This window comes from Geobacter anodireducens, from assembly GCA_001628815.1.
GTDB lineage: Bacteria > Desulfobacterota > Desulfuromonadia > Geobacterales > Geobacteraceae > Geobacter > Geobacter anodireducens.
In genome coordinates this window covers 1,780,009-1,798,220 of sequence record CP014963.1, presented here as the reverse complement: position 1 = coordinate 1,798,220, position 18,212 = coordinate 1,780,009, and the positions used below count along the sequence as shown (strand labels likewise).

Below are 18,212 nucleotides of genomic sequence, written 5' to 3'. Positions count from 1 at the left end.
GTAAAGGTGATAATCCTCCGCCAATCTCCCCCGTTGGCGCTTCCGGCAACAGACCAGGACAGAGGTTACGCATGGGCTTTCCCGGCCGGTCGACGATGCCGCAAAGCCCCCGCCGGCTGGAAAAACGGCTTGCATTTTAATGCAGCAGCGGGTACTTTAGCAAAGTTTGATACGAATCAATCATTCATCCGCGCTAAGGAGCAGTGGTCACCCCATGAGCAAAGAAGAAGCAATTGAAGTAGAAGGCACCGTCATCGAACCCCTCCCGAACGCCATGTTCAGGGTAGAGCTCGAAAACGGACACGTGGTGCTTGCCCATATTTCGGGGAAGATGCGCAAGTATTTCATCAAGATACTTCCGGGCGACAAGGTCACGGTAGAGCTTTCCCCCTATGACCTTACCCGTGGTCGCATAACCTATCGCGCCAAATAACGGCAGCCCGCCAGGGGGCGTCAGGCCCCCTCACGTGTCCGCTCCTCTTTCACCGCGCCGTCTTTTCCGATGACCTCCTGCCACGGTGGTATCGCAGGCGTCGGATAACAGAGCCCCCTCTCCTGCCCTGCTGCTATCTGTTCTGTCCGTACTCATAACGGGAATCAATGCACAAAGGTGATGGACCGGTGCCGGACACCGTATTTTTTTCTTAACAACCGCTGGGTTTTAGGATAAAAAATACCGTTTCGGAATACATACCCCCATGAAAAGAGGATAGTATCTATGTACACAGTTGCCGATCTGAAGAAGGGACTCAAGCTTACCCTCGACGGAGATCCCTACCTGGTCATTGCGTTCGAATTCTCCAAGCCGGGCAAGGGTCAGGCCCTCTACCGCACCAAGATGCGTAACATGATTACCGGCGTCATTCTCGACCGCACCTACCGTTCCGGGGAAACCTTCGAGCCGGCGCGCCTCGAAGAGCGCCGGATGCAGTACCTGTACAAGGAAGACACCCACTACACCTTCATGGACAACCAGACCTTCGAACAGGTACAGATGGACGAAGATGCCGTGGGCGATGCCAAAAACTTCCTCATCGACAACCTTGAAGTGGATATCCTTCTCTTCGGCGAGAAAGCAATCGGCGTAACGCTTCCCAACTTCGTCAATCTCCGCGTTGTCCAGACCGACCCATGGGTCAAGGGCGATACCTCGGGCAGCGATTCCAAGCCCGCCACCGTCGAGACGGGCTATGCTCTCCGCGTCCCCCCGTTCATCGAGGAGGGTGAGATGATCGTCATCGATACCCGTTCAGGCGAATATTCAACACGGGTCAAAGGATAGGCTCCATGACCGGCAACTGGAACCTGGCCCGCAGGCGCTCAGCGCTCTGGGCCAGGGCCCGCATTCTTGCGGGAATCAGACGTTTTTTTACTGAAGGGGGGTATCTCGAAGTCGAGACCCCCCTTCGCATTCCGGCACCTGCGCCCGAGTCCCACATCGATCCGGTGTCTTCCGGTCCGTGGTTTCTCCAGACTTCGCCCGAACTGTGCATGAAACGGCTGGTGGCAGCGGGGTACGAGAGGGTGTTCCAGATTTCGCGGTGCTGGCGAGATGGCGAGCGGGGGAGCATGCATCTGCCCGAGTTCACCATGCTCGAATGGTATCGTGCCGGGACAGACTACCAAGGGCTCATGGACGAGTGCGAGGAACTCGTCGGCGCCGTGGCGGCAGCCCTCGGCATAGGGGAAGTGCTGAACGTCAGGGGGAAAGACATCCGTCTCGGCGCGCCGTGGGAGCGCCTCTCCGTGGCAGAAGCCTTCGAACGCCACTGCGACCGCACCATGGAGGAGGCCCTGGCCAGCGATACCTTCGACGAGTGCATGGTTAACGACATTGAGCCGCGCCTCGGCTTCGCGACACCAACCTTCATCTGTGACTATCCCGCCGACCGCGGTGCCCTCGCCCGCATGAAACAGGATGAACCGTCACTGGCCGAACGGTTTGAGTTATACATCGCCGGCGTCGAGCTCGCCAACGCCTTTTCGGAACTGACCGATCCCGTTGAACAGAGAAGCCGCTTCGAGCAGGAAAAACGGTTCCGGGAGTCCCGCGGCAAAAGCGTCATTCCCCTGCCCGAGCCCTTTCTCGCGGAACTCCGCCACCTGCCGCCCACCGCCGGCATCGCCCTCGGCATCGACCGCCTGGTGATGCTTCTCCTCAATGTTGAGTCCATTGACGACGTAGTCGCCTTTACCCCGGAAGAACTGTAGCCGGCTGCCCCACATCACGGTATTCGATGGTTTCCCCCGTGTAGGTGCGTAACAGCCACAGGTCACCCCGGCGGCTTACGCAGTCCGGGAGCAGCGGTATCTTTCCCTTGCCCCCTGGTGCATCAATTACGTAGTGGGGAGTGGCCATGCCCGACGTGTTCCCCCGCAATGCCGTGAGAATCTCCAGCCCCGTTGCCACCGGCGTCCTGAAGTGTCCTGTGCCCCGGACAAGGTCCATCTGGTGGATGTAGTAAGGGCGGACCCGGATGGAAAGAAGCAGTTGCATGAGCCGTGTCATCACTGCCGGGTCGTCATTGACGCCGGCCAGGAGCACGGACTGGTTGCCCAGGGGGATGCCTGCGTCGGCAAGCCGCGCACATGCCTTGGCCGCCTCGGCGGTGACCTCCCGGGGATGATTGAAGTGGGTGTTCACATAGAGGGGATGATACCGTTTGAGCATGCGACAGAGCCTGGCCGTGATTCGCTCGGGCAGCGTAACGGGGGTTCGGGTTCCGATGCGGACCATTTCCACGTGGGGAATGGCAGCCAAGCGGGCAAGGATTTCCTCCAACTGCTCATCGTCCAGCAGAAGCGGATCCCCGCCCGACAGGATCACGTCGCGAATCGCCGGTGTTTCGGAAATGTAGCGCAACGGTTCGCTGAAGGGATCTTCGCTGTGGCGGGAGACCATGCACCCCACCTGACGCTTCCGCATGCAGAAACGGCAGTAGACCGCGCACTCCCCCGATACAACCCACACGACGCGATCGGGATAACGATGGATGAGCCCCGGCACCGGCGAGAGACGTTCCTCGTGTAGGGGGTCGGCCTGCTGGTCGTCGCACAGTTCGGCCGGATCGGGGATGCATTGCCGCCAGATCGGATCTCCCGGCGCCTCAACAAGACGCAGGTAGCCGGGAGTGATCCGCATCGGGTAGCGGCGGATGACCGGCGCGAGCTGTTCGTCCTCGATCCCTAACCGCCCGGCAAGCTCATCGGCTGTGGTGACCGCGTCGGCGAGCAGCCGCCGCCAGGTTTCCATACGTTCTGCTCCTCCCGCAAACGGCCAGAGGCGGAGACACCGGTCCCCGCCTCTGGCATCGGTATGCATGCTGGCTGCCGGCGTCAGACCTCCAGGGCGCCGATCATTTCCTTGACATCGGCGATACCGTTATCCGCCAAGTACCGCTCCATTTCCGCCGCAATCCGGCCCGCAGCGCCCGGATCCAGGAAGTTGGCGGTGCCAACCTGCACGGCCGTTGCGCCGGCAAGCATGAACTCCAGAGCATCGATGCCGGTCATGATGCCCCCGATGCCGATAACCGGAATCTTCACCGCCCTGGCAACCTGCCAGACCATGCGCAGCGCGATCGGTTTCACCGCCGGCCCGGAGAGGCCACCGGTCACGTTGGCCAGGATTGGACGGCGCTTGTCCAGATCAATGGCCATGCCGGTGAGGGTATTAATAAGGGAAAGTGCGTCGGCTTCCGCATCGGCACAGGCCCAGGCCATCTCCACGATGTCGGTCACATTGGGCGACAACTTGACGATCACCGGCTTGATGGTGGACTCCCGCACGGCCTTTACCACCGAATAGGCGGCCTTGGGGTCTGTGCCGAAAACGATCCCGCCATGTTTGACGTTCGGGCACGAGATGTTGATTTCAACGGCGGCCACTTCGGGTATCCGGTCCAGGCGCTCGGCGAGCTCGGCGTATTCTTCAAGGGTGTTTCCGAAAAAGTTGACAATGACCGGCGTGGCAACCGTGCGGAAAAAAGGCACCTTTTTTTCGATAAAGGCATCAATGCCCACATTCTGCAAACCGATGGCGTTCAGCATTCCGCCGGTGGTTTCAACGATGCGCGGGGTCGGATTGCCGGCCTTGGGCCTCAGGGACAGCCCCTTGGTAATGATGGCGCCGATGGCCTCCAGGTTCACGTACTCCGAGAACTCCTCGCCGTAGCCAAAGGTTCCCGAAGCGGTCATGACCGGGTTTCTCAGCGTGATACCCGCAACATCAACGGAAAGGTCAGGTTTCTGCATTAGTGCTCCTCGCTCCGGGGCGCTATACCCATTTCAACTGATCAAAGGCGAAAACCGGGCCATCCTTGCACACGCAACGGTAGTCCGGCGACTCGTCGGAATGCTCCTTCCCCTTCACCACGCAACCAAGGCACGCCCCCATGCCGCATGCCATATACGCTTCAAGGGAAACCTGACAGGATACGCCGGTTCGCTCGGCGATGCCGGCCACGGCCTGAAGCATGGGCATGGGGCCGCAGGCATAGATGGTTCTCCTGCCCGCCGCGCCCCGGATGTGGCGCTCCATGACGTCCGTCACGAAGCCCCGGTCGCCGAGGGTGCCGTCGTCGGTCGCCACGTAGGTTTCCACGCCGAGCCGTTCGAACTCGGTCACGCAAAGGATGTCGTCCCGGGTCCTGCCGCCCAGAAAGAAACGGACCCGCGAGTGCTCCACCAGCTTTTTGGCCAGATAGTAGAGCGGGGCGATACCGATGCCTCCGCCCACGAGAATCTTCTCTTCGTCCGGATCGCCCAGGTCGAAGCCGGTGCCGAGAGGGGCCAGAAGGTCCACGTGGTCGCCATGGTGATAGGTGGAGAGTGTTGCGGTCCCCTTCCCCACCACCTTGTACAGCATTTCCACATAGGTCTGCGGTCCGCAGCCGGAGAACTCGGAAGCCACGGTACCCACGTCGAAGATGCCGAAGGGGCGCCGCAACAGGGGGTCGATGGCGTCCCGGACCCGCACCATGATGAACTGTCCCGGTCTGGAATCGGCCAGTTCGGGAGGCGCGGACACTCTCATGCGGAAGTAGCCGGGAGAAACCTCGTGGTTCGAGATGATCATCGCCTTAAACTGCATGGGGTGAGCCCTCTCCTTCGTTAATTGAATAGGTCATCAGCACGGCATCCTCGCCGTTTTCATAGTATCCCGGCCGTCGGCCGGTTTCGGCAAATCCGAGGCGGCGGTAAAGCGCCCTGGCGGCGGCATTCGACACGCGGACCTCCAGGTGAACGGTCCGGGCGCCCCGCCCGGCAAGCTCTGCCAGGACATGGGTCACCAGCAGAGCGCCAATACCCTGCCCGCGAAAATCCCGGCGCACGGCCACATCGAGTATCTCGCCCTCGTCGAAAAGGAGTGACGGACAGATATACCCCGCCACGAGCCCATCCGGCGACCGGGCGACAACGGGGAAAGAACGGGGGGATGCGAGTTCTGCAACGAAGTGATCCCTGGTCCAGGGGCGGGGGAACGAGTCGGATTCGATCTTCAGAACCTCGTCCAGATCGCCTGCGGTCATGGGCATTATTGTCGGGTAATCTGCGGTATTCATCGAGCGTACGCATCATAGGCGAAGGATACCCCCTTGTAAACCCTTTTTTCGGGCCTCAAACCGCGCCAGATAGGGTTTGACATTTACCGGTTCATGCGATAGATTTTCACTTCTTTTAACGGGAGGAAACGTAGTGACAAAGAAAGGTTTTACCTATAAGGACGCCGGTGTCGACATCGATGCCGGCAACACGTTTGTGGGGCTCATCAAGCCGTTCGTGAAAGCCACTTCCAGGCCCGAGGTCATCTCGGACATCGGCGGCTTTGGCGGGCTCTTTTCCCTGAACACCAACAAGTATCGCAACCCCGTCCTGGTTTCGGGAACCGACGGCGTCGGCACCAAGCTCAAGATAGCCATGATGGCCGATCGGCATGATACCATTGGCATCGACCTGGTGGCCATGTGCGTCAACGACATCGTCGTCCAGGGAGCCGAACCGCTCTTTTTCCTCGACTATTTCGCCACGGGCAAACTGGATCCCCAGCGGGGAGCCGCGGTGGTCAAAGGGATCTCGGAGGGATGCGTCCAGGCCGGCTGTGCCCTTATCGGCGGCGAGACGGCGGAGATGCCCGGTTTCTATCAGCCCGGCGAATACGACCTTGCCGGGTTCACCGTGGGCGTGGTCGAGCGCGACAACATCATCGACGGATCGTCGATCACGGTGGGCAACCGTCTCGTGGGCATCGCCTCCAGCGGCCTGCACAGCAACGGCTATTCGCTCGCCCGCAAGATTATCTTTGAATCCATGGGGCTCGGCATCGACTCCATTCTGCCTGGGCTCGGCACCTCCGTGGCCGATGCCCTGCTCACCCCAACCAAAATCTACGTCAAGTCCATCCTCAACCTGCTGAGGGACTTCCACGTGAACGGCATCGCGCACATTACCGGCGGCGGCCTGCTGGAAAACGTTCCCCGCGTGCTCCCCAACGGCTGCAAGGCCTTGGTACATCTGGACAGATGCCCGCTCCCGCCCCTTTTCTCCCTGCTTCAGGAAGCAGGATCCGTTGAGCGGGATGAAATGTACCGCACGTTCAACTGTGGAATCGGCATGGTGCTGGCCGTACCCGAAAACGAGGCCGACGAGATACTCATCCGCCTTTCGGGACTCCAGGAGAAGGCCTTCGTCATCGGCGAGGTCGTCAAGTGCGAGCCCGGCGCCGAGATGGTCGAACTCGTATAACGGAGACGTGGCATCGTGGGAGGCCCTATGATCGAACCGCTTGCAGTCGGAGTTCTCGTTTCGGGCAATGGCTCGAACCTCCAGGCGATCATCGACCGGATCGAGGCTGACTCGCTTCCGGTGAGAATTGCCTGCGTCATCAGCAACAAGGCTGACGCCTTTGGCCTCGAACGGGCAAGAAAGCACGGCATACCCGCCATCCATATCGATCACAGGGCCCATGGCGGCCGTGAATCCTATGACGCGGCCCTGGTGGAGACCCTGCGCGGCCACGGGGTCCAACTCGTCGTCCTGGCGGGATTCATGCGTATCGTTACTTCGGTGCTGCTTGACGCCTTCCCCAATGCGGTCATGAATATCCATCCCGCCCTTCTGCCCGCCTTTCCCGGGCTCCACGCCCAGGCCCAGGCGCTCCGGTACGGAGTCAAGTTCTCCGGATGCACCGTGCACTTTGTCGACGAAGGCACCGACACGGGACCGATCATCATCCAGGCGGTTGTTCCGGTTCTGGATGATGACGATGAAGCCTCCCTTTCGGCCCGTATCCAGGTCGAAGAGCACCGGACCTATCCCGAGGCTGTCCGGCTCTTTGCTGAGAGACGCCTCAGGATCGAGGGGAGAAAGGTGTCCATGCTTCCGCCGGGGGCCTGATCACGCAACATGTCCTCCGGATACTCCGCCATTGAGGAACGGTGCCATGAAACGAACGGTCATTCTCTTCGCTGCCATGCTTCTAACCGCCTCTGCCGGCCTCGCGGCTGATGTCATCCTGTTCCCGTCCAAAAGCGGCGCCGTCACCTTCACCCACAAACGACACTCGGAATTCATCAGGGAATGCAGGAACTGTCACGAGAAAACCCCTGGCAAAATAACAAATTTCGGCAAAGAATACGCCCACAAGACCTGCAAGGGGTGCCACGAGGTACGGGGGGCGGGGCCCACGAAGTGCAAGCTCTGCCACAGGGGCTAGCCCCGCCCGCAAGAGAAGAGAAACGTGAAGCCGGTTATCCTTTGGGTGACCGGCTTTTTCATTGCAAAAAAGGAAAACCTCGATTCGTCCAGCGCAAAACGGCACAAAACTCAGCCATTCAACACCTTACAATCACTTGTCATTTCAATAAGGTAACATTCAAAAAACATTTTGTGTTGACATTCAAATACGAGGTTTGTTAGTTCTATAGTCAGCAATTCACCAACCGAATCAGATACACGACAATACTAAACCATCCGCGAGGATGGGGCGGAAAGCCTAAGGGTCTCCCTGAGACAGCCGGGTCGCCGAAATATCTGAACGATATCAGGCCCCGGCTTTTGTGTGCTCGGGCTGCCGGATCGTTCTGGTCCGGTACACTACCACGCGCTCAGGGAGGAAACTGAATGACCGCACGTAACGGGCTTATTTCGCTCCAGACACGACAGGGCACGCTGCCCCGGAAAACGTTCACCAGCCTGATCATGCTCATGATCACGGCACTTATGGCACTTGGCGGCTGTGGCGGCGGAGGCGGTTCCACCACTGCTACCTCGACGGCCACGCCGACAACTGCTACGGTATCGGGGGTGGCAGCCACCGGAGCCCCCCTCGTGGGCACGATCCGCCTCAAGGACTCTTCATCACCGGCGGTGGAAAAAACCACCACTTCCTCCGCAGACGGCTCCTTCACCATCGACGTTACCGGTTTGACGCCGCCGTATATCCTGAAGGCGGACGGCACCTCCGGCGGGACTGCCGTAACCATCTGTTCGTTTGCATCCGGCCCCGGCACCGCGAACATCAATCCGCTATCCAATGCGGCACTGGCCAGCGCCGCCGGCGTAAGCGACCCGGCCGCGACAGTCTATGCATCCCCATCCCCTGCGATGCTCGAAATCATCAGTGCCAACCTGCCGGCTGCCGTAGCTGCCCTGCGCACCCAACTCAAACCCCTGCTCGACCAATACGGTGCCAATGTGCACCCGATCACCGCCCCCTTCACGGCCAACCACACCGGTCTCGACGCTGTTCTGGACGTGATCCGGGTTCAGCTCGGTGCCGGCACCATGGTAGTCGCCAACAGGTCCACCAATGCGCCGATCTTCAGCGCTCCCCTGACGAACATTAACGGCGGAACCTTCACCATGGGCAACATGCCGGCTCCCCCCACTCCGGCGACAGACGGACAAGGACTTTACGCAGCCAATTGTGCGGCCTGTCACGGTGCCCTGGCCACCTCTGAGAAAAAAGGCACAACGCTTGCGCGCCTCCAGAGTGCCGTAAGCGCGAATGCCGGAGGCATGGGGTTCCTCTCTCCCCTGACCGCAACTCAGCTCCAGGCAATCGTCGACGTCTTGGCGCCTGCTCCTGCTCCCACGCCGACCCCGACACCCACCCCTACGCCTACGCCCACTCCGGCGCCCGATGGGTCGGCCCTCTACGGAAGCAACTGTCAGGCATGCCATGGCTCACTCGCGAACTCTGACATCCAGACAAAAACCGTATCGGCAATCCAGTCGGCCATCTCCGGCAATCGTGGCGGCATGGGGTTCCTTTCCACCCTCACTTCCGCTGAAGTTCAGGCGATAGCCACCTCGCTGGCATCGGCTGTCACACCTACACCGACGCCCACCCCTACGCCGACTCCGACGCCCACCGTCGACCCGGGCAAGACCGTCTACGACAGCCGGTGCGCATCCTGTCACCGCCTGGGCACCTATGACGCTTCCGGCAGTGCTCCGAGCCTCTCCCAAGCCGGGACGAAAATTGACGGAAAGTTCACCGCCGGCGTTTCGGGGCACAAGGGAATTACGCTCACCGCCGCGGATCTTGCGAATCTTAAGACCTTTGTCAACGCAAACTGATCAGCACTGACCTCCAATAGAAAACGGCCTGCTTTTGCAGGCCGTTTTCTATTTTACCGGAATCCGGCTTATCGCTCCGGAGCGTCTCCGCCACCAAACTCTCTCAGCGCATGATCGCGCCATTGGGCAAACAGACCGTCATAATCGAGCCCCACGTCGGCAAACGCTCGGTTCATGGCCTTGCCGAGCGGCAAGCCGTTCCCCAGGTATTCGAGGACCATCCGAACCCGATGCCATCCGTGGGCGGAAACGATAAAGTTGACAAGGGAATAGCTTTGCTCGTAGGCAAGACGCACCTCGTTACCTTCAAGTCCGGCAAATGATCCTTCGAGGCGTTTCAGCGGCAAGAACTCACCACGCTTAGCCGCCTTTCCCAACTCGCCGAGTGGTGGGCTATACTCCAGACGCCCTTGGATTTCGGCAATCCCCTCGTTCAGCCAGGTGGGGCAATTGCCGCGGGTCAGGTCGATGACGACGGCATGAGCATATTCATGGCGCAGGGTTGCCCGGATATCCGGTGTGATCTCGGTTATGCCGCCGACAGGGAGACGGATTTTGCCGTCATACAATCCGCCCGACCAGTGGGGCGACCGGGTGACCTCCCGGTAGTCCTGGCGGGTATAGAGTATGACCGGAATCCGTGAGGCGGGGAAATACCCCACATCGGTGCCGACCGAATTATAGAATTCCTCAAGCAGATCAAGAATTGCCAGGGCGCTGCCGGTCTTCGTTCCGCTGTCGTAAGAAACAATGAAGCGTGAACTATGCCCCCGCTCCATCCGTTCCTCGACCGACTGCTCACGCCGCACCTTTTCCAGCAGTCCGGCCAGGAAGGACTCGGAGGGCGCAAGGTTCGCGGCTTTTTCCCACAAAGCCATGGCCTGATCGGTCTCACCCGTGTCGTAATATGTTTTGCCCAGAAAATACAGACCTTCTGCCGTATCTCCGCCGAGGGACCGGGCCAGGGAAAGCTCGTAACGGGCCATTTCTCCATTCTTGGCCAGGGAAAAGGCGATTCCCCTCAAAAGATGAAAACGGGGTTCGTCGGGATAGAGCTCGCTGCCGCGGCCGAAATGCCGTGCCGCCTCCCCGTAGGATTTGCTCTCCAGCAGTTTCCGCCCGAGAAGGGCGTGGGCCGCGGCAAGGTTATCCCTCAGCGTCGGGTCCAGGGAAAAGAGAGAAAAGGCCTGTTCCAGTTGCTCTATGGCCTTTTCCACCTCGCCGCGCTCAATGAGTTGGACACCGTAGTTGTTCTGGGCGATCGGGTCGGCGCCGGTTGCCGGCGGGACGGCGGCCATAAAGCCACCGAGCAGCAGGGGAAGGGTAAACCGCAGGCGGTGTTTCTGGATGGCGTTCAACGCATGCCCCAGAGAGGAGCATCTTCAAACTGCATCCGAAGCCGTTCATCGGGGTTTTGCTCGTAGAACTCATCTTCGGAGAAAGAGAGGCGGTAACCGTCGGCGTACTTGCGAAGCAGGGCATAGGCCCCGTTGATGAGCCGGATTCGCTCAGGGTCGCCCTCTTCTCCCGTGTCGGGATGATGGCGCCGCACGAGTTCCCGGTGACGGGCCTTGATCTCCCGTAGCGTCACCCGGTCGGATAGTCCGAATATTTCCAGAGACTTGACGAGATCTGCATAGTGCATCGGCTGCCCCCATCGATGATGGCCCGGAGCGCATGTCAGTCCAACCATTGCGCCCGGCAGGAGGTATGGATCCACAGCTAGCGCGTGGACAACACCCTGATCCGTCCGGCGATCCCCTCGGCATCGAGGCCGTAGCGTGACCGCAGTTCATGCTGCTCACCCTGCTCCACGTAACGGTCCGGGAAACCGAGCCGATGCACGGCAACGCCTTCTGCGCCTTCGTCGGCAAGCAGTTCGAGCACGGCTGAGCCGAACCCCCCCTGAAGGACGTTTTCCTCAATGGTCACCAGCACTCCTGCCCGGTCGGCATACGACAGAATGAGTTCCCGGTCGAGGGGCTTCACAAACCGGACGTTGACCACGGTCAGGTCAATGCCCTCACCTTCAAGGGTGGCGGCCGCTTCGAGGGCAGGCCCGACCATGGTGCCCACCGCCAACACAACGCAGGTGCCGTTGCCGGCACGGAGCACTTCCGACGTGCCCAGAGGGATCGGAACCAGTGACTGGTCAAGGGGAACGCCCAGGCCATTGCCGCGGGGATAGCGGACCGCTGCAGGGCCATCGTGGGCGATGGCGGTCTTGAGCATGTGCTGCAGCTCGTTTTCGTCCTTGGGGGCCATGATGACCATGTTGGGCAGGGTGCGCAGGTAGGACAGGTCAAAAAGGCCGTGGTGGGTCGGACCGTCGCTCCCCACGACGCCGGAGCGGTCGATGGCAAAGGTCAACGGCAGGTTCATGAGGCAGACATCGTGGAAGAGCTGGTCATAGGCACGCTGCAGGAACGAAGAGTAAATGGCGAAGACCGGCCGGAACCCCTCGGCTGCAAGGCCGGCGGCAAAGGTTACACCGTGTTGCTCCGCAATCCCCACATCGCAGAAGCGAGCGGGGTGGCGGGCCGAAAAGGAGCCGAGGCCCGTACCGTCGGGCATGGCCGCAGTGATGGCGACGACCCGCTCGTCTTCGTCGGCAATCCGTGTCAGGGCTTGGCCGAAGACACCCGTGTAGGATGCGGCCCCGCCCTTCCCTTTTACGATTTCACCGCTGACCGGGTCAAAGGGGCCGACCCCGTGGAAAAGCGACGGTTTGGCTTCGGCCGGGGCAAACCCCTTCCCCTTTTTGGTCAGGACATGGACCAGGACCGCGTCATCGAACCGCCTGACCTTTTCGAAGGTTTCCGTGAGGCGGCCGATGTCGTGGCCGTCGATGGGGCCGATATACTCGAACCCGAAGGCCTCGAAGAGCATACCCGGCGTAAAGAGCCCCTTGAGAGACTCCTCTGCCCGCTTTGCCACCTTGAGAACGTTCCGGCCGATCCGGTCGAGCCCCTCGAGAAAGCTTTCCACATCCTTCTTCAGGGTATGAACGAACTCGCTGGTAACGGTGCGGCTCAGGAAATTGGAGAGAGCCCCCACGTTCTCGGCGATGGACATCTCGTTGTCGTTCAGGACCACGACCAGATCGCGGTTCAGGTGCCCCGCATGGTTGAGCCCTTCGTAGGCGATGCCGCCGGTCATGGAGCCGTCGCCGATGACCGCCACCACCTTGTTCTTCCTGCCGGCGAGGTCACGGGCAGCCGCAAGCCCCAAGGCGGCGGAAATGGAGGTGGACGCATGGCCGGCGTCGAACACGTCGTGGGGCGACTCGGCACGCTTGAGGAAGCCGCTGATCCCTCCGAGGGTCCGCAGGGTTGCGAACCGGTCCCGGCGACCGGTCACGAGTTTGTGGGCATAGGCCTGGTGGCCCACGTCCCAGACGATTTTATCCTCGGGCGAGGCGAATACCCGGTGCAGCGCCAGGGTAAGTTCCACCACGCCGAGACTTGGAGCTACGTGACCGCCATTGCGGGAGCAGACGGCTATGATTTCCTGCCGGATCTCCTCTGCAAGGATCCCCAGGTCGGCCACAGAGAGTCCCTTCAGGTCCGAGGGAGAATCTATCCTGTCGAGAATGCGTGACATCATGATTTCCGTGACACGATGTACCGGGCGATTTCCCTGAGAGGGTCAGCCCGGTGGTCAAAGGGCGAAAGGGCCTCAATGGCGAGATCGAGAAGTTCCTGGGCGCGCCGCTTGGATTCGGACAGGCCCAGCACGGCCGGATAGGTGGCTTTCCCCCGAGCTTCGTCGCTGCCCGCGTCCTTGCCGATCTGCTCGGTGGTTCCCTCGATATCGAGGATGTCGTCGGCAATCTGGAACGCCAGGCCAATGGCTTCGCCATAGCGCGTCATCGCCTTGACAGCGTCGGCATCGCCCCCGCCCAGCACTGCTCCCGCCTTTATGGATGCCTTGATCAGGGCACCGGTCTTGCGGGTGTGAATGTACTGGACCGTTGCCAGATCGATCTCCTTGTTCCCCTCGCTCTCCATGTCGATCACCTGTCCGCCGACCATTCCCCGGGAACCGGCACAGAGGGCAATCTCGTGAATGACTGGCAGGAGCCGATCGTTTCCAACCGCGGCAGCATAGGAGGGAGAGCTCATGAGAATAAACGCCTCGGTGAGCAGGGCGTCTCCGGCAAGGATGGCAATGGCCTCGCCAAACACCTTGTGATTCGTTGGCCGCCCGCGGCGGAAATCATCGTCATCCATTGCCGGCAGGTCGTCATGGATGAGAGAGTAGGTATGGATCATCTCCATGGCGCAGGCCGCCGGCAGGGCCAGCGCCGTATCGCCTCCAACGGCGTCGCAGGCTGCCAGCATCAGGATCGGGCGGACCCGCTTCCCACCAGCAAAAACCGAATAGCGCATGGCGCGGTGCACCGAGGATGGAAGATCGTCTTCGGCCGGCAGATGGCGTCCCAATGCCTCGTCCACCAGGGCACAGCGTTCTTTGAGATACGTTTTCAGATCCATCGGACCATCCTTTCACGTGAGGGTTCATGCGCGCGGAACCGGCCTATTCGTCGTCCAGCCGGAAATCCTCGCGCACGAACGTGCCGTTTTTCTTTTTCAGGAGAAGTTCCACCTTTTTCTCGGCCTCGTCCAGTTTCTTCGTGCAGAAAGAGGCCATTTTGACCCCTTCTTCGAAGGCCTTGAGCGAATCGTCGAGGGAAAGGTCTCCTCCCTCCAGCTTCCTGACCACGTCTTCCAGCTTTTTCAGCGCGGTTTCGAATTTTTCAACAGCCATTGTTTTATCCCGAATATGAAAATGGAGGGGTCATTATAGCGCCCGGACAGGGTGAGTCAAGGTTTGTCACGTGTCGTTGCTGGATTCCACGCAACAGCCGACCCGGCCGCGGCGAAGGCGCAATTCCACCCGGTCTCCCGGCGCCAGGCGGGCACTGTCGGTAACAAGGCGCCGCTCGGGAAGCTTCAGCACGATACTGTATCCCCGGGCCATGGTGGCCAGGGGCGAAAGCGTATCGAGCCGCGCAGCCGCCACGAGCGACTCCTCCCTGAGATGGTCCAGAAAGCGGCGGAGCAGCGCCTCGTTTTGCCCGGCAAGGACCATGGCCCTTTCACGGGCCCGCTCGATCCTGACGGCTGGGTTGGTGAGGCGCAGATTGGTGGTCAGCAGATCGAGACTGCCGCGGTGACGGCGGACACTGTTCGCTGCCCCGCGCTCAAGCCGGGCCGACAGGTCGTCGATTCGCTGCGACAGGTGTCCCACCAGCATGGACGGGTCACGCAGGGAGCGGCTGAGACCGTCGATCCCGGCTCTTCCCTCGGCCAGCACCTGCCGCACCCCCTGGACAAGCCGGTGCCTGAGGAATTCGAGACGGGCGGCAAGCTCCTCTTTGCTCTTCACCACCAGTTCGGCCGCCGCCGACGGCGTGGGGGCACGCAGATCGGCGACAAAGTCGGCGATGGTGAAGTCCACTTCGTGCCCAACGGCGGAGATCACCGGGATACGCGAGCGATGGATGGCCCGCGCCACCGTTTCCTCGTTGAATGCCCACAGATCTTCGAGCGATCCGCCCCCCCGCCCGACGATCATCACGTCGATGGCGCCGTAGCGGTTGAAGTCGTCGATGGCCCCGGCGATTTCTTCCGCAGCCCCCTCCCCCTGGACCTTGACCGGGCGGATGAGGATCTCTACGTTGGCGAAACGGCGGTTCAGCACGGTGAGGATGTCATGGATGGCCGCCCCCGTGGCCGAGGTGACCACTCCGATTTTCTGGGGCAGCGATGGAATGGGCTTCTTGTGCTCGTCAGCGAACAGCCCCTCCCGGGCCAACTGTTCCTTCAACTGGATGAAAGCCAGTTGCAAGGCCCCGATGCCGCGAGGTTCTAGGTATTCCACCAGCAGTTGGTACTCTCCCCGCTGATCGTACACCGTGACTCTCCCGCGGACGATAAGGCCCATCCCGTCCCGGGGGCGAAATTTCAGTGCCCTGGATGATGCCCTGAACATGACGCAGCGGATCTGGGCCGCCCCGTCCTTCAGAGTGAAGTAGAGGTGGCCGGAAGCCGGCGTGGCGAGATTGGAAACCTCCCCTTCCACCCACACGTGCTCGAAGTTTTCCTCGAGCACCCCGCGGATGAGCGAGGTGAGCTGGGACACGGTCAAAATTCGTTTTTCAGAAAAAATATCCACGGTCGTCCCGAGTAAAATCATTTAGTATCAAAGAGATACAATTCAGGGGCAATGGCCTGTCAAACCGGGTTGACCGTTGTCAGGCGGACAGTGTAGTATGTGCCCCATGCAGAATTACCCTTATGTTATCACTGTCTCCTCGGAAAAGGGAGGGGTCGGCAAGACCACTCTTGCCACAAACCTGGCAATCTATCTGAAGGCCCTCGACGAGAATCTGCCGGTTACCATCTTTTCCTTCGACAACCACTTCACCGTAGACCGGATGTTCGAGATCAAGGGGCAGAGGCTGACCGGCAGCGTGGCCGACCTGCTCATGGAATCTCCGCCCCGCGACCTGATCCACACCGGTCAGTACGGAGTCGGCTACATCCCTTCGTCATCCAGTCTCAACGACCTGAAAGGCTCCATCCGGGGGCCCATGGTCCTGGCGCGGCTCCTGGCCGCCTCGCGCATCCCCGGTGTTCTCATCATCGACACGAGGCCCGACCTGGACATGTTCACCCAGAATGCCCTGTTCGCGGCGGATCGGGCCATCATCCCGGTCAAGGACATGCCGAGCCTGGAGAATTGCCGCAACATCTTCGCGCTGTTCGAACAGCGGGGGCTCGACCGCAAGAGTCTCAGCCTCATCCCCTGCCTCGTGGACGAACGGATCAAGTTCGACGGTCCCTTCAACGACCAGAAAACGCTGCTCAAGGCCTACGCCATCAACCGCGGGTACCGTTGCCTCGACGTGTACATATCCAAGAGTCCCAAGGTGGAAAGCCTCACTACCAACCCGGACGGCAAAATCTATCCGATTCTGACCCATGCCAAGTGGACCGAAGTCCACGGCCAGTTCGCCCAGTTGGCCCAGATTCTCATCAACGAGTACCACGCCACCACGGAGCCCCGTTCTCTCCTCTTCCACAAGTGGCTCCAGACCGAGGAAAGTCGCAAGAAGGAAGAGTTTTTCGCGCGGCTTTCAGGGATCAAGAGCCAGTGCCTGCTTTGCGGCAAACCGGCCAGCGACGATGGAAAAGGCCGGCACTCGTTCTACTTCGAGGTGTCCGACGGCAGCGCGGCCGGATTCTTTGAGGAAGAGTGCTTCCTCACCATGCTCATGACCAACATCTACAACATGGACGTAAGCATGGTGGATGACGCCCCGACGGTTCATCTCATGCGCGATTCGTCCCGGGAGTCGGCCTTTGTCTTCCGGCCGGCGTCGAACGGTGGCGCCGTGGAGTTCCATCGGTTCAGTCTCGACGGCACGCTCCTGATCAAGAAGAATTACCCCCTCAGGGAATACGAAGGAGGGTTGCTGCGGCGGGAACGCAGCAGGCTTTACACCCTCATGACCGAAGCGTTGGGAACAGCCGGTGCAGGAAGCTCCGATCGTTTCATCCTCGTCCACCCGGTAATGCGGGACAATCCCCAGGGGATTCTGCGGGACGAGAGCTACCGGGGCCTTACCAGGCTCAAGCAGCACATCGCGGCCCAGATCGCCTCGTCATAGCGTATCAGCTACCTGACCAGCCTCGACACCGACACAAAGGTGATCCCCTCGTCCCGCAGGCGCGGCAACTCGGCGGCAAGGGTCTGGATAGTGGCCGGGTGCGGATGGCAGATCGCTATGGCGCTGCCCCGCTTCCGGGCGATCGAAGCGGCCTGGCGAAGTTGTTTCGCGATGTAACCCGGCTCCTGGATATTGTCGAGAAATACGTTCCGCACCGCCGTGCGCACCCCCATTTCCCGTGCCACGGCATCCCCCACCGAAACCGGAGACGTCTTGCTGTCCACAAAGAACAGCCCCCTCTCCTTCAGCACCCCCATCACCACGGCCATTTTCTGACGATTCTCCGTGAACTCCGAGCCCATGTGATTATTCGCCCCGACTGCCTGGGGGATCTCGTTCAGGTAACCGTTCACCCGGCCGACAATCTCATCGTCGCCCAGGGAGAGGAGGAGTCCGTTCGCCTCAAGGCGCCTTTCGGGATATCCCTTGGGCTCCATAGGCAGGTGCACCATTACCTCGATTCCCCGCTGCCGGGCCTCCTCTGCAACCCGCCTGACCTTCGGCAGGCCAGGTATGATGGCAAAGGTGAGCGGGATGCCGATATCCATCAGGGCGCGCGCTTCAGGGAGCCCCTTTCCCATGTCGTCGATGACGACGGCAAGGTTCCCGGTCCCGTTGGGCGTTGTGTGCGCTGTGGTTCGGCCGGGTGGTGAATGACCCCTGTGTAATCCTCGTGGACAACGGGCCGGTCCGGTCCGCGGGGGGGAAGCTTGTGGCGCTCCACCGCAGGAGGCGGAGCCTGCTGCACGGCCGGCTGTCTGCGGTGCGTACGGTCAAGGAAGACAACAGCGGCGATGACCGCTATGACGACCAGAGCCATGCCAATAAGTGGCACGCGGTAAGAATTCCGTTTTCTGCGGTTCGTTCTGACAGTTTTACGTGGTGAGGCCAC

General features: G+C 60.7%; 18 protein-coding genes, 1 pseudogene and 1 other annotated feature. Of the genes and pseudogenes, 8 read left to right on the top strand and 11 right to left on the bottom strand.

Going from position 1 to position 18,212, the window contains the following annotated elements; translation table 11 throughout:
• The first annotated feature begins 214 nt into the window (after positions 1–214).
• From infA to A2G06_08185, 3 genes are all read left to right on the top strand, one after another.
• Positions 215–433 carry a translation initiation factor IF-1 gene (gene infA / locus A2G06_08195; protein ID ANA40283.1) on the top strand — a complete coding sequence of 73 codons (219 nt, stop codon included), beginning with the start codon at positions 215–217 and terminating at the stop codon, positions 431–433.
• Positions 434–718: 285 nt separating this feature from the next.
• On the top strand, positions 719–1,282 hold the full coding sequence (locus A2G06_08190) for an elongation factor P (protein ANA40282.1): 564 nt from the start codon (positions 719–721) through the stop codon (positions 1,280–1,282).
• A gap of 5 nt (positions 1,283–1,287) precedes the next feature.
• A complete protein-coding gene (locus A2G06_08185) occupies positions 1,288–2,211 on the top strand; it encodes an EF-P lysine aminoacylase GenX (GenBank protein ANA40281.1) in 924 nt (307 codons plus the stop codon).
• On the opposite strand, the gene A2G06_08180 is transcribed toward A2G06_08185, so the two are convergent.
• The 4 genes from A2G06_08180 to A2G06_08165 all read right to left on the bottom strand — a co-directional run bounded on the left by A2G06_08180 (position 2,192) and on the right by A2G06_08165 (position 5,564).
• A complete protein-coding gene (locus A2G06_08180) occupies positions 2,192–3,253 on the bottom strand; it encodes a lysine 2,3-aminomutase (protein ID ANA40280.1) in 1,062 nt (353 codons plus the stop codon). The two genes, A2G06_08185 and A2G06_08180, sit on opposite strands and share 20 nt — an antisense overlap.
• Positions 3,254–3,336: 83 nt before the next feature.
• Positions 3,337–4,254 carry a dihydroorotate dehydrogenase gene (locus A2G06_08175; protein ANA40279.1) on the bottom strand — a complete coding sequence of 306 codons (918 nt, stop codon included), beginning with the start codon at positions 4,252–4,254 and terminating at the stop codon, positions 3,337–3,339.
• A gap of 22 nt (positions 4,255–4,276) precedes the next feature.
• On the bottom strand, positions 4,277–5,092 hold the full coding sequence (locus A2G06_08170; protein ANA40278.1) for a dihydroorotate dehydrogenase: 816 nt from the start codon (positions 5,090–5,092) through the stop codon (positions 4,277–4,279).
• Positions 5,082–5,564 (bottom strand): ribosomal-protein-alanine N-acetyltransferase RimI, encoded by a 483-nt coding sequence (locus A2G06_08165; protein ANA40277.1) that lies wholly within the window; start codon positions 5,562–5,564, stop codon positions 5,082–5,084. The genes A2G06_08170 and A2G06_08165 overlap by 11 nt, the downstream gene beginning before the upstream one ends.
• Before the next feature lie 133 nt (positions 5,565–5,697).
• Between A2G06_08165 and A2G06_08160 the strand changes: the two genes are divergently transcribed.
• The 4 genes from A2G06_08160 to A2G06_08145 all read left to right on the top strand — a co-directional run bounded on the left by A2G06_08160 (position 5,698) and on the right by A2G06_08145 (position 9,582).
• A complete protein-coding gene (locus A2G06_08160; GenBank protein ANA40276.1) occupies positions 5,698–6,744 on the top strand; it encodes a phosphoribosylformylglycinamidine cyclo-ligase in 1,047 nt (348 codons plus the stop codon).
• 27 nt (positions 6,745–6,771) lie between these two features.
• The gene (locus A2G06_08155) at positions 6,772–7,395 is read left to right on the top strand and encodes a phosphoribosylglycinamide formyltransferase (protein ID ANA40275.1); all 624 of its coding nucleotides are present in this window, start codon (positions 6,772–6,774) and stop codon (positions 7,393–7,395) included.
• Positions 7,396–7,441: 46 nt separating this feature from the next.
• Entirely contained in the window at positions 7,442–7,714 is a 273-nt protein-coding gene (locus A2G06_08150; protein ID ANA40274.1) for a cytochrome C, read from the top strand.
• A gap of 237 nt (positions 7,715–7,951) precedes the next feature.
• Positions 7,952–8,027 (top strand) — a binding site (cyclic di-GMP riboswitch class I).
• A gap of 94 nt (positions 8,028–8,121) precedes the next feature.
• Positions 8,122–9,582, top strand: a complete 1,461-nt coding sequence (locus A2G06_08145; protein ID ANA40273.1) for a cytochrome C — start codon at positions 8,122–8,124, stop codon at positions 9,580–9,582.
• A 68-nt stretch (positions 9,583–9,650) separates the two neighbouring features.
• Here the strand turns inward: A2G06_08145 and A2G06_08140 are convergent, their stop codons facing one another.
• The 6 genes from A2G06_08140 to A2G06_08115 all read right to left on the bottom strand — a co-directional run bounded on the left by A2G06_08140 (position 9,651) and on the right by A2G06_08115 (position 15,762).
• Positions 9,651–10,880, bottom strand: a complete 1,230-nt coding sequence (locus A2G06_08140) for a hypothetical protein (protein ANA41634.1) — start codon at positions 10,878–10,880, stop codon at positions 9,651–9,653.
• A 56-nt stretch (positions 10,881–10,936) separates the two neighbouring features.
• The gene (locus tag A2G06_08135; GenBank protein ID ANA40272.1) at positions 10,937–11,227 is read right to left on the bottom strand and encodes a molecular chaperone DnaJ; all 291 of its coding nucleotides are present in this window, start codon (positions 11,225–11,227) and stop codon (positions 10,937–10,939) included.
• Between the two features lie 77 nt (positions 11,228–11,304).
• Positions 11,305–13,185 carry a 1-deoxy-D-xylulose-5-phosphate synthase gene (locus tag A2G06_08130; protein ANA40271.1) on the bottom strand — a complete coding sequence of 627 codons (1,881 nt, stop codon included), beginning with the start codon at positions 13,183–13,185 and terminating at the stop codon, positions 11,305–11,307.
• Positions 13,185–14,078 carry a polyprenyl synthetase gene (locus A2G06_08125; GenBank protein ID ANA40270.1) on the bottom strand — a complete coding sequence of 298 codons (894 nt, stop codon included), beginning with the start codon at positions 14,076–14,078 and terminating at the stop codon, positions 13,185–13,187. Before A2G06_08125 ends, A2G06_08130 begins: the two co-directional genes overlap by 1 nt.
• 43 nt (positions 14,079–14,121) lie before the next feature.
• A complete protein-coding gene (locus A2G06_08120) occupies positions 14,122–14,352 on the bottom strand; it encodes an exodeoxyribonuclease VII small subunit (GenBank protein ID ANA40269.1) in 231 nt (76 codons plus the stop codon).
• A 66-nt stretch (positions 14,353–14,418) separates the two neighbouring features.
• Positions 14,419–15,762 (bottom strand): exodeoxyribonuclease VII large subunit, encoded by a 1,344-nt coding sequence (locus A2G06_08115; GenBank protein ID ANA40268.1) that lies wholly within the window; start codon positions 15,760–15,762, stop codon positions 14,419–14,421.
• A 97-nt stretch (positions 15,763–15,859) separates the two neighbouring features.
• On the opposite strand from A2G06_08115, the gene A2G06_08110 reads away from it, so the two are divergent.
• Positions 15,860–17,260 (top strand): chromosome partitioning protein ParA, encoded by a 1,401-nt coding sequence (locus A2G06_08110; GenBank protein ANA40267.1) that lies wholly within the window; start codon positions 15,860–15,862, stop codon positions 17,258–17,260.
• Positions 17,261–17,268: 8 nt separating this feature from the next.
• Here the strand turns inward: A2G06_08110 and A2G06_08105 are convergent.
• Positions 17,269–18,212: pseudogene (locus A2G06_08105) on the bottom strand (hypothetical protein).

Bases quoted from the DNA above. Each gene is read 5' to 3' on its own strand.
- infA (ANA40283.1), top strand. From the start codon at position 215: ATGAGCAAAGAAGAAGCAATTGAAGTAGAAGGCACCGTCATCGAACCC.
- A2G06_08190 (ANA40282.1), top strand. From the start codon at position 719: ATGTACACAGTTGCCGATCTGAAGAAGGGACTCAAGCTTACCCTCGAC.
- A2G06_08185 (ANA40281.1), top strand. From the start codon at position 1,288: ATGACCGGCAACTGGAACCTGGCCCGCAGGCGCTCAGCGCTCTGGGCC.
- A2G06_08180 (ANA40280.1), bottom strand. From the start codon at position 3,253: ATGGAAACCTGGCGGCGGCTGCTCGCCGACGCGGTCACCACAGCCGAT.
- A2G06_08175 (ANA40279.1), bottom strand. From the start codon at position 4,254: ATGCAGAAACCTGACCTTTCCGTTGATGTTGCGGGTATCACGCTGAGA.
- A2G06_08170 (ANA40278.1), bottom strand. From the start codon at position 5,092: ATGCAGTTTAAGGCGATGATCATCTCGAACCACGAGGTTTCTCCCGGC.
- A2G06_08165 (ANA40277.1), bottom strand. From the start codon at position 5,564: ATGAATACCGCAGATTACCCGACAATAATGCCCATGACCGCAGGCGAT.
- A2G06_08155 (ANA40275.1), top strand. From the start codon at position 6,772: ATGATCGAACCGCTTGCAGTCGGAGTTCTCGTTTCGGGCAATGGCTCG.
- A2G06_08150 (ANA40274.1), top strand. From the start codon at position 7,442: ATGAAACGAACGGTCATTCTCTTCGCTGCCATGCTTCTAACCGCCTCT.
- A2G06_08145 (ANA40273.1), top strand. From the start codon at position 8,122: ATGACCGCACGTAACGGGCTTATTTCGCTCCAGACACGACAGGGCACG.
- A2G06_08140 (ANA41634.1), bottom strand. From the start codon at position 10,880: ATGGCCGCCGTCCCGCCGGCAACCGGCGCCGACCCGATCGCCCAGAAC.
- A2G06_08135 (ANA40272.1), bottom strand. From the start codon at position 11,227: ATGCACTATGCAGATCTCGTCAAGTCTCTGGAAATATTCGGACTATCC.
- A2G06_08130 (ANA40271.1), bottom strand. From the start codon at position 13,185: ATGTCACGCATTCTCGACAGGATAGATTCTCCCTCGGACCTGAAGGGA.
- A2G06_08125 (ANA40270.1), bottom strand. From the start codon at position 14,078: ATGGATCTGAAAACGTATCTCAAAGAACGCTGTGCCCTGGTGGACGAG.
- A2G06_08120 (ANA40269.1), bottom strand. From the start codon at position 14,352: ATGGCTGTTGAAAAATTCGAAACCGCGCTGAAAAAGCTGGAAGACGTG.
- A2G06_08110 (ANA40267.1), top strand. From the start codon at position 15,860: ATGTGCCCCATGCAGAATTACCCTTATGTTATCACTGTCTCCTCGGAA.